We start from the raw sequence: 10,311 nt of genomic DNA on the forward strand, positions 1-10,311 counted from the left end.
GCGAGGTGCCGTCACGGCGGCAATGACGCCACGCATCTCGAGGGCCTGAGTGCGTAACTGTTCGCGATTGGACGCTTCCAATGGTTCTCCATTTGCGCAATGTTTAAATACTGGGGCGGCGGCTCAGGTGTCGTGGAGCACGTCCGGTCGGCAGTCGTCAGCCCGCCACCCCACTCATGGGGCCCCGATGCCGGAGCCATCATCCAGCCATGAGTCGCGCCGGCATCGCGGGCTTCTGGAAACCCGCGGCTGGGTGCTGCGCCTTCTCCGGCTGCGCACGACCAGTACAGCCCCCGATCCGGACCACGCCGTCGTACAACTCTCCGGAGAGATCACCTCGAAGAACGCTGAACGCATCGGCAATGATCTGTGGAGCGCCCTCCGCTCGAATCCGCGAGTTCTGGAAATCGATCTCCATCGGGTCACCTACCTGGGAAGCGGTGGTGGCCGGGCCTTTCTCTCCACGCTACGGGCGGCGCGGCCGCACGGCACCAGAGTGATCGTCACCCATACCAGCGCCCAGGCCTTCGGCACCGGCGTGACCAGTGAGGAGGTGCTCGATGCGTGTGGGTCCGCGCCCGCCTCGCCCGGAACCGGGACGCCGGTGCCGGTCCATGAGAGTGACAAGCGTGGCGATCGGCTTCGCGGTAGGACCGAGGTGGAATCAGTACGGCCGACCTGCCGACCAAGATCGTTCGAAGGGTGTCGAACAGTGATGCCGCTGCTAAGGAGCGGGCCGGCTCGCGGCCTGCTCTGCCTGCTGACTGTGGTGGCCTTCCTCGCGGAGGCGGTGAACGCAGCAGGATCCGTCGCCGCACCCGCCGGGGCCTCGCCGCAAGGGGACTTCTACCGGTATCCGAGCCGGAGGACCCTGGAGCGGTCGTCACCGGGACATCTTTTGGCGTCCGAGCCGATGACGGTGTCCACCCGCCTGCAGAGCGTCAGCTCCCGCGCGATGCGGATCATGTACCGCTCGGTCGGACTGCACGGGGAGCCCATCGATGTCACGGGCTTCCTCCTCGTCCCCCGCGGAGCTGCTCCCCGCGGGGGTTGGCCGGTGATCTCCTGGGGCCACGGCGCGACGGGTGTGGGGCCGGTCTGCGCCCCTTCCCGGCACGCGAACCTGTACCCCTCCTCCGACCAGTACGCCGAGACGGACATGATCGAGCACCTCGTACAGGACGGCTACGCGGTCGTCGGCACGGACTACCCGGGGCTGGGCTTCCCTGACACGGTGGAGAATTTCCCCCAGACAGATCTCGAGAGCCGGTCCGCGATCGACGCTGTTCTGGCAGCGCGACAGGCGCCGACGCAGCTCGGGCGGCAGTGGTTCGCCGTGGGCCACTCGCAGGGAGCGACACCGGTCTTGAGGGTCGGCGAGGACGCGGCCCGGTGGGCACCGGGGCTGCGCTTCCTGGGCACCGTGGCACTCGCGCCGCCCAGCCACTTCGCAGCGGTCATGGACGAGACGGGCGCCGCCCGGCCGCCGGTGAACGTGGGGCTGGCCGTGCTGGGTTCGTACATCGCGGTGGGAGCGCGCCTGTACTCACCGCGCATCCAGTACACGAACGTCCTGGCACCGCAGCTCGCCGCACAGATCCCTCTGGCGAAGAAGCTCTGCGCCGACGAACTCGACATCTACCTGAACAACGTGCAGTTGCAGCGCATCGGGAATCCCCACTGGGCCCGCAACGCGACGCTGCGCCGGTTCATCGACAGCCTCGAACCGGCCAAGGGCCGCTCCGCCGGGCCGATCCTGCTTCAGCAGGGCGAACGGGACCAGACGGTTCCGGTCGAGGTCACGACCGCGCTCAACAAGGAACTCTGCGACCTCGGCGACGTCGTGAACTACCGCATCTACGCCGACGCCAACCACGAGAGCGTACTGAGCGCCTCCTACAAGGACGTGGCGGCGTGGCTGCGCGACCGACTGCAGGGGCAACCGGCCCCGTCGACCTGCCAATCGCGTGCAGCCCATTGACGGCATAGCGCCCGTGACAACCGGACAGCCCCGGAGCCTTCCCCTGATCGTCGGCGGACCGCCCGGGGCTTCGCCGTGTCGCCGTCAGCCGCTCCGATGTCGGCCGGACGAGAGCCGGCCGGTGACGCAGGTGTCATCGGCATCCCACTCGATCCGGCACGGCCGCCGGTGGATGCCGTCCGGACCCGCATGCCTGGCATCTTCCGCGAGGGTCCGCCCGTTCTTCGGACAGGAGATACCGCAGCGGTCATTTTCAGGGCAGGAATTCGAAGAACGGGCCGTCAGGCGCGCAGTTGCGAGAACACAACGTCACGTCCCTACCCTTGAGATAAGCCAGCAACCACTCACTGAACGTCATCTCGTAGAGAGTCCAGGCCGGACTGTCGAACTCCTGGACCACGACGCGCCAGGGCGATGAGAGGTTGTCGGGAATGCGCAGGAAAACCGCCTCGCCCGTCGTGGCCGACGCCACCGGCATCAGTTCCCCGGGGTTCGCCCCCACCGGACTCGGCAGGAACTCCGCCATGTCCTCCTCGCGCCAGAGCTCGGGATCCCCCCTGATGTTTTCTCCCAGGCTGTGCAGAAGATGGCCGACGGGGTACTTCAGATACAACTGCCTGTTGACCTCAATCGAACCGTAGGCGTCCACGATCTCACGGAAGTCCGCAGGAAATTCGATACCGAGTTCCTGCTCCAGTTCGTTCCATGGAGCCGGATCCGACCAGTTGAACCGGGGTTCGCCCAACAGGGCTGTGATCTCTGGAAGCGTTGCCACCACTGAATTCCTTCTAGCACGTGGAGCCGATGCCGGTCTTGGAGTTGACCGCGGTACAGGAGACAGTCTCCTCGACCCTCTGGGGTCGTACATGGTCATCCCCACCTCAACGGTGGCTGGAACGACCGAGTGAGGGTCTCCGAATACGAGCACGACCTCATACTCCAGCTGTAGATCGTGGTTTTGTGAGTGCCTGGCCTGGCGCAAGGCGCCGTGGCGTCAACTGTTCCCGCAGGCCCTGGCTTTGAACTCCGCTATGGGGACGGTGATTGCGGATTCGCCGCCGTTGCCCGAGGCGTCGTCGTAGCGGACGGTTCCCGGGGTGAGCCGGTCCCGGTCGGTCAGAGTGAAGGAGACGCTACTCGATGACCACGAGCTGTCCTTGGTCCAGCCGTAGAGGTCGTAGGTGGTCTTGGCGGTGAGCGGTTTGGGAGATCTGGTCGCGGTCCAGCCGGCGGAAGGAGAATCGAGGGTCCAGGTGGCGAGACCGGCCATGAGGGGTCGGTCGGCGGCCCATGATCCGACCGTCACCTCACTGTCGACGTCGGTGCTGTCCACGTAGAGGGTCGCGCCATCGATCTGATGCCCGCAGACCATCATGACGCCGAGCAGATGGCCGTCGTCGGTCACGGAGATGCCGGCGACGGCATCGACGGGCACCGTGCACCCTGAGGTTGCGGCCAGGGCCACGCCGGCCGCGAAAGCGCCGACGAAGCGCCGAAACACCGGCCATGAAACGGTCGACAGCACAGAGCCCCCTTGCCGGGGGATCGCTTTGTACCCCCTGTACGCCGGATGGTAGGGACGACTCGCGTCGAGCCGCAGCGCCGCCCACCCACCCGTTGCGTCCTCGTTGTGGCCTTGTAGCCGCTTGGCCGCGTCAGCCCAAGGGACGGTGACGTTGCCCGGAACCTTCTGCGCAACCTTCGGTGGCATGCGCTCCAAGCCTCGCTGTCACAGACAGTGGGGCCCGGTCCGGGAACGGGCACGGCCACCGTTGATCATCGTGACGTGTGTGGAGTAACGAAGAGACGGTGACCGTAAGTCACAGCATAGATCCCGCCCGTTGGCGGAAGGCGTTCGAGGTGGCCATGGGCCGCATCGCGGGACGGTTCGCCCGGGTCGAACCGCGGCGCGGGGCAGGCCGGTGCGGTCCGTGACGATGTGCGCGAGTACGTCGTCGAGCACCTCCACGACGAGAGCTGTACATCCCGGCTCCTGGACCTGCGATCCGGACCGCTGCCGCGCCGCGGGACTCAGCGAGGACACCGTCTTCGCGACCAAGCCGGAACTGGCCCGGGTGATGATCGAACGGTTCCTGGACACCGGACAGCGCGTCGGCTGGGTCACGGGTGACGAGGTCTACGGTGACAATCCGAGACTGCGATCCGCGCTGGAAAACCGAGGCATCGGCTATGTTCTCGCGGTGGCCTGCTCAGCCGAAATGACCACCGGCGCAGGCACGTTCCGCGCTGATGTGCTGGTGAAGAAGGTGCCGAAGAGGGCCTGGCAGAAGCTTTCGGCCGCACGCGGCGCGAAGGGACAGCAGTTCTACGAATGGGCCGTCATCGACCTCGTCGAGGTGGCACTGGGCCACGACCGGCTCCTGTTCCTCGGCGATGCTCCAACAGTTTTTGCGTGGCAGGTCCGACAGCAGCCCCAGCATCAGATCCCGTACCCGACGCCGGGGTTCCATCCGGGCGAACCGGCCGACCATCCGGCTCATCAGGCCCTCGAACGCTTCCTGCCAGCGAGCAGGGTCCACGCTGCGACCTGCGGCCATCGCAAGATCATTAGTCTTCACACACCGATGAACAGCGGTGGCCGCAGCCTTCCCGCAGCCGACCCACGAGCAAGATCAAGGCCTATGGCTGGAGGTCGCGCTGGTACCAAGTGCCTGACTTGCCGCCGAGATCGGCCGGGGTGGCAGGGCCAACCGAGACGAACCCGGCCTTGGCCAAGACTTTCTGGGACGCGGCGTTGTCGTGGGAGGTGGCCGCCCGCAGTGTGAGCAGGCCGTGCATCGCTGTCGCCATCCGGCACAGCTCCCGGACGGTCGCGGTCGCCACGCCGCGGCCGGCGACCCGCTCCGCGACCCGGTAGCCGAGTCTGGCAGTGCCGTCCTCCAAGTCGTACAGGTTGAACCTGCCGAGTACCGAGCCGTCCTCGGCGACGAGCACGTAGAAGGCGCAGATGCCGGCCTCCTGCTCGGCCAGCGAGGCGTTGTACCGGTCGGTGAACTGGTCGAAGAAGTCGTCGCCGCGGTCGGAGATCGAGGCTGCGAAGTAGGTGCGGTTCGCCAGCTCGAAGGCCAAGACCGCCGGGGCGTGGCCGGCATGCAGCCGCTTCAGCTCGGGCATTGCCCGACTCTACCCAGATCGTGCGCTGAGGCCACCTGAGTTTCCGCCAGTGGCAGACAGCCCCAAGACCAGGGCACATAACGATCTACGGCTGGAGTATTGGTACTCCAGCAGCGTTTCTCCATCTGTGCTGGTCAGAGTGCCTGTTTGGAGTCCAGCGGGCTGATGTCTCGTCAGGTTGGCAGTCGTTCGTCACTCATCTGATCGGGGTGCGTTGAACCTGGTAGGGCGACGGACGCTGAAGCAGGGGTGTGGGCCGCCGAGTTGGAGTCGTTGCTGCTGCGGGTGGGCGAGCGTTTCACCCGGGTGGAGCCAAGACGTCGGATGCGGGACTACGTTCGCGGACTGCTGGGCCCAGTCGGGAGCAAGAACGGTTGGCAACTGTCCGAGTATGTCGGCCACGAGACCCCTGACGGGCTGCAAGGACTCCTCGCGTCGTGCCGGTGGGAACCCGACGAAGTCGGCGACGGCCTGCAAAATTACGTCGCTCAGACCCTGGGCCACTAGGACGGTCCTGATCCTTGATGACACCGGCTTCCTGAAGAAGTGCACCACGTCGGCCGGGGTCCAGCGGCAGTAAGCGGGCACTGCGGGCCGCACCGAGAACTGCCGGAGCCGGCCCGCACGATTGTCCTGCGTGCCCTGACATCCGCTCTGCCCATCGCCTGGGTCACTGCGGACGCCGCCTACGGAGAGGAGTGGCGTTTGCGCGACACGCTGGAAGAGGCGGGGGTCGGCCATGTCCTGGCAGTGCCGAAGTCCCAGCAGGTCAAGTACCAGATCGGGAGCCGGCGCATCGACCACCTGCTGACCGGTGCTCCGGACGAGGCATGGGAACGACTGTCGTGCGGGGAAGGGGCCAAGGGCCCGCGTGTCTATGACTGGGCCGCCGCAAAGCTGCCCGAGGCCGAGGGCCCTGGCAGTGGGATGCCCACCCATCATCGCTGGGTGCTCGCCCGCCGCAGCCTGAGCCGGCCCGATGAGATCGCCCCTTACCTCGCCTACGCACCCTGCGAGACGAGCGTGGCAGAGCTGGTGCGGGTGGCCGGCTCCCGCTGGGCCATCGAGGAATGCTTCCAGGCCGCGAAGAACGAATGCGGCCTGGACCAGTAGGAAGTCCGTCGCTATGTCGGCTGGTACCGGCACATCACACTGGCCATGCTCGCCCATGCCTTCCTTGCCGCCATGGCCGCCCGTGCCTTCGAAAGGGGGGCCGAAGAATCGGTTCGACCACCCTCACGCCCCTCACCGTGGCAGAAATCCGGTGCGGCTCCTGGACCTTGCCCGTTCCCCGAAGGCACGACCACCGCGATCCTTACACCCCGCACACAGACTCCGATGGTCCAACTGGCGACGACACCAGCAAGCCATCGCCCGAATCTGCCACTACCAACACCGCACGCACCCCGATCAGGTGAGTGACGAACGACCGCCAACCTGACGAGACATCAGCCCGCTAGCCTCCAAACAGGCACTCTGACCAGCACAGATGGAGAAACGCTGCTGGAGTACTAAGCTGGCCCGCCGCGAATCACTGACCGGTCAAGGAGACAGGTTCAAGGTGTCTCGATCGGGCGGTACTGCACAGTGACCGACGGATCGGAAGTGTCGTGGCAAGGACGAACACCCCGAAGAAGATCATGTCGCGGTCGGCCTGCCAGTAGGCTGGGGCCGCTGCGGCACCCCCACCATCATCCGTCCCCTCGCAGGGACATGGCCTGCAGCGGTCGAGTCGTCTCACTGCGTGAGGATGAAGTAACAGGTGCTGATAGCGGGCCGATACCGGCTGCAAACCACCATCGGACGGGGCGCGATGGGAGAGGTCTGGCGGGCGTACGACGAAGTACTCGCCAGACCAGTGGCAGTCAAGCTCCTGCTCGCCCAGAACTCCGACCCCACCGCCTCCTCTCGCTTCCGCCTGGAGGCCCAGACCGCGGGCCGGCTCAGCCACCCCCATGTGGTCGGCGTCCTCGACTTCGGCGAGCAGGAGGGCCGTCTGTTCCTGGTGATGGAGCTGGTCGAGGGCGACAGTCTCGCCCGCGTGCTCTCCCAGGCGGGATCGCTGCCGGCCGAGGAGGTGGCCCTCATCGCCGCCCAGGCGGCCGCAGGGCTCGCCGTCGCACACGAACAGGGCATCGTGCATCGGGACATCAAGCCCGGCAACCTTCTCCTCGACGCCGACGGGTCCGTGAAGATCGGCGACTTCGGCATAGCGCGCTTCGTGGACGACCCGGGTGCCGCGCTCACCGCGACCGGTCAGATCGTCGGGACCAGTCTGTACCTCGCCCCCGAGCGCGCCCTCGGCAAGCCCGCCGGACCGGCGTCCGACGTCTACTCGCTCGGCTGTCTGCTCTACCAACTCCTCACCGGAAGACCGCCGTTCCACGCCGACAGCGCTGTCGCGATCCTCCACCACCACCTCGACACGCCCCCCGTACCACCACGGGAGCTCGGCGTCGGTCTGCCGCCCGCCTTCGAGAACTACCTGCTCGGTCTCCTCGCCAAGCGGCCCGAAGGCCGCCCCACGGCACGTCAGGCGGCCGAATGGTTCGCCGCAGGTGCGTGGAGGGGACATCCCGCGCCCCTCCCGGCAGCCGCGCCGCTCACCGCGCCGGAGGTGCCGCGTCCGACCGCCTTGGGGGCGGTCGCAGGGCCCGGAACGAACACGGCCGGCGCGGCCCCCGGCTCCGCGACCACGTACGCCTTCCCGTCAGCCGTTGGCAGCACCGCTGGGGCCCACCGGACGCCGCGTCGGCAGCAAACGGGACTTCGCGCCTTCGTCGTACACCGGTCGAGGACGGTGAGCACCGTCGCCGCACTGGTGGTCTTCCTCGCGGCGCTGCTGGCCGGCATGACGTGGTTCTCCCCCGACCACAGCTCGGCAGAGACACCACCGACAGATCCGCCTCGCACCACGAGCCCCGCCCCGGGCACGTCCTCGACCCTGAGCACTCCCCCGACCGGTGGTGAGGAGCCCGGCAACAACGGAGACGACAGCTCGGACAGGCAACAGCACACCCAGAAGGGGAAGAACGGACACAGCAAGGACGACAAGGGCTGATCCCGCGTCACAGCACTCGCCGCAAATCCGGCATGCTTGAGTGAGACGCGGGGAGCCCATCAAGGCTCTCCTCCAGCTCGTCGAGGGCCTGTCGTGCCTTGGCGATATGGACGCGCAGTTCGTGCTCAGGAGCATCGGCCGCACCCGCGAGGACCGCCCCGGCCGAAATCTCCTCGGCTTCGTCCGCCTCCATCTCGCGCGCTTCGTCCAGCGAGGTGATGACGACGCCGATGAGGACGTTGACGAGGACGAAGGAGGCGAGCAGGACGTAGGAGGCGTAGTAGACGATGCTCCAGCGGGAGATCTCCAGGCCGGCATGGACGGCGTCGCCGATGCCGTCCAGGGTCATGAGGAGGAAGAGGGTGAGAACGGAGCGACCGATGGAGCCGTAGTGCTCCGGGTCGTAGCGAGCGAAGAAGACCCAGCCCACCATCGCGTAGACGTAAAGCAGCAGCGCACCGACGAGCAGGAAACTCAGCGTGCCGGGGAGGCTGCGACCGACCGCGACCAGCACGATCCGCAGCTGCGGCAGGAAGCGGGCGGTGCGCAGCACGCGGGCCAGCCGCAACAGCCGCAGCACGGTGGTGTTCTCGCGTACGACGGGCAGGAACGCGCTCAGGACGACGGCGAGGTCGAAGAGGTTCCACGGGTCGCGGAAGAAGTCCTTCGGGCGGTCGGCATGGGCGGCGACGCGCAGCAGGATCTCGACGGTGAAGGCCGCGACGCAGGCGTGTTCGGCCAGGCGTAACCACTGGTGTCAGTCGTCGACGACTCCGGTGTACGTCTCGACACCGAGTAGCGCGGCATTGGTGAGAATCAGGGCGAAGACGGTGACGGCGAACCACCGTGCCTCCGTGACCGTACGACACCGCCGCGCCAGGACCTCACCTGCGGACTTCATCTCGGCCGTTACGTCCGTCATCCTGCTCTGTTCCTCCGCGCAGCACACTGTTCCCGGCCAACCGGGCCGGAAGGCAGGCTTGTTGAGTGATCATGCCCTGGGAGAGACTTCTACAGCACTGTAGAGAGAGATGCGTAGCCGGTACGCCGTATCGGCCCCTGTCCACCCCTGGGAGAGACCTGATGTTCGGGCTGAGCGAACTGGCCGTGATCCTCGTCGTCGTCATCATGGTCCTCGGGATCAAGAAGCTGCCCGAGCTGACGCGTTCGGCGGGCAAGGCGGCCAGGATCTTCAAGAGCGAGGCCAAGGTGCTCAAGGAGCAGGACTCCCCCGGCGCGGCGTCCGGCTCAGAGCGCGTGGTTCCCGGCACCGTCGTCGAACGCGACGGGCCGTCCCCGCGCTCCTGACGGCTGCTGCCGGGCTCATCGATCGGGGGCCGTGCGGAGCGCGTCGAACGGCCGGAGGAAACCGGGACGCTCGATGCGAGCCTGGTTGCTACACGGCCCGCCGGTCAAGGAGACGGGCCAGGCGGTCGGCGGAGACGTACGCGAATTCAAGGGCGCCGAAATAGCCGTACCGGCGGTCAGGACGAAGACGGCCGGCAAACCCAGTGCAGCACTCACCGGCGTATCCATGGGCAGGGGACACCCCGCCGCACGCCGTGCTCAGGAGATGCCTGGCGGGATGGTCGGGGACTGTGCCCCGAGGGGTCCGTCGGTCTGACGGACAAACGGTGACTCCTCATACTCGATGTGTATCCGGACAACGATCGCGGCCAATTCCGTGTTCCCCGCCCCCCGAGCGCCGACCGCCCAGTAATACGGCTTATGGCAGCGAACCGGCCGCCGCCGCACAGCGACTCCCCGACATGGCCCACGGCCACCAGCATGATCGCCGGACACTTGGCATTGTCGAGGAACGCGTCCCGCTTGCCTTGCCGAGCGAGGACCACGACCAACCACGATTCCTTCCTCGCGGAACACCGGCAGACTGGAGTGCGCCTCATGTGGGTTGCGCAGGCAAAGCGACCGCCGCGCATGCCAGGCTCCCTCGCCACCCGCTTCCAGCGGCATGAAGCCTCGCTGGTAAACGCGTCGCGCGGGTCGCGCCAGGACGGGTGAAGCCCCGCCGCCCGCTTAGAAGCCGTTGCCATACCGATCATGGAGTCTGTTGATCGAACGGGAGTCTCGATCGGGTGATCGCGGGCACTGCCCGGCATGAGAGCAGGGCCTG

Annotated in this window: 7 protein-coding genes and 4 pseudogenes; 5 read left to right on the forward strand and 6 right to left on the reverse strand. The window is 67.0% G+C overall.

What is annotated here, in order from left to right; genetic code table 11:
- Positions 1-199: 199 nt before the first annotated feature.
- A complete protein-coding gene (locus ACFZDJ_RS53775; RefSeq protein ID WP_391070550.1) occupies positions 200-418 on the reverse strand; it encodes a hypothetical protein in 219 nt (72 codons plus the stop codon).
- Between ACFZDJ_RS53775 and ACFZDJ_RS53780 the strand changes: the two genes are divergently transcribed.
- Positions 356-1,981 (forward strand): alpha/beta fold hydrolase, encoded by a 1,626-nt coding sequence (locus tag ACFZDJ_RS53780; RefSeq protein WP_391070548.1) that lies wholly within the window; start codon positions 356-358, stop codon positions 1,979-1,981. The two genes, ACFZDJ_RS53775 and ACFZDJ_RS53780, sit on opposite strands and share 63 nt — an antisense overlap.
- Before the next feature lie 253 nt (positions 1,982-2,234).
- Here ACFZDJ_RS53780 and ACFZDJ_RS53785 read toward each other — a convergent pair whose 3' ends face one another.
- Together ACFZDJ_RS53785 and ACFZDJ_RS53790 are read right to left on the reverse strand one after the other, a co-directional pair.
- A complete protein-coding gene (locus ACFZDJ_RS53785; RefSeq protein WP_391070538.1) occupies positions 2,235-2,756 on the reverse strand; it encodes an SMI1/KNR4 family protein in 522 nt (173 codons plus the stop codon).
- 219 nt (positions 2,757-2,975) lie between these two features.
- Positions 2,976-3,416 carry a hypothetical protein gene (locus ACFZDJ_RS53790; protein WP_391070540.1) on the reverse strand — a complete coding sequence of 147 codons (441 nt, stop codon included), beginning with the start codon at positions 3,414-3,416 and terminating at the stop codon, positions 2,976-2,978.
- A 515-nt stretch (positions 3,417-3,931) separates the two neighbouring features.
- Between ACFZDJ_RS53790 and ACFZDJ_RS53795 the strand changes: the two are divergent.
- A pseudogene (locus tag ACFZDJ_RS53795) lies at positions 3,932-4,365 on the forward strand (transposase); the annotation flags it as partial.
- Positions 4,366-4,368: 3 nt separating this feature from the next.
- On the opposite strand, the pseudogene ACFZDJ_RS53800 reads toward ACFZDJ_RS53795, so the two are convergent.
- Positions 4,369-4,539 (reverse strand): annotated as a pseudogene (locus tag ACFZDJ_RS53800) (IS701 family transposase); the annotation flags it as partial.
- Between the two features lie 82 nt (positions 4,540-4,621).
- Positions 4,622-5,116: a GNAT family N-acetyltransferase gene (locus ACFZDJ_RS53805; protein ID WP_190174025.1), complete on the reverse strand. Its 495-nt coding sequence runs from the start codon at positions 5,114-5,116 to the stop codon at positions 4,622-4,624.
- Positions 5,117-5,365: 249 nt separating this feature from the next.
- On the opposite strand from ACFZDJ_RS53805, the pseudogene ACFZDJ_RS53810 reads away from it, so the two are divergent.
- A pseudogene (locus ACFZDJ_RS53810) lies at positions 5,366-6,346 on the forward strand (IS701 family transposase); the annotation flags it as partial.
- Positions 6,347-6,878: 532 nt separating this feature from the next.
- Entirely contained in the window at positions 6,879-8,177 is a 1,299-nt protein-coding gene (locus tag ACFZDJ_RS53815; protein ID WP_391070542.1) for a protein kinase, read from the forward strand.
- Positions 8,178-8,184: 7 nt separating this feature from the next.
- Here ACFZDJ_RS53815 and ACFZDJ_RS53820 read toward each other — a convergent pair.
- Positions 8,185-9,099: pseudogene (locus tag ACFZDJ_RS53820) on the reverse strand (ion transporter).
- Between the two features lie 161 nt (positions 9,100-9,260).
- On the opposite strand from ACFZDJ_RS53820, the gene ACFZDJ_RS53825 reads away from it, so the two are divergent.
- A complete protein-coding gene (locus tag ACFZDJ_RS53825; protein ID WP_390941874.1) occupies positions 9,261-9,485 on the forward strand; it encodes a twin-arginine translocase TatA/TatE family subunit in 225 nt (74 codons plus the stop codon).
- Positions 9,486-10,311 lie beyond the last annotated feature (826 nt).

Source organism: Streptomyces sp. NPDC007896 (assembly GCF_042959425.1).
In the GTDB taxonomy this organism is placed as follows: domain Bacteria; phylum Actinomycetota; class Actinomycetes; order Streptomycetales; family Streptomycetaceae; genus Streptomyces.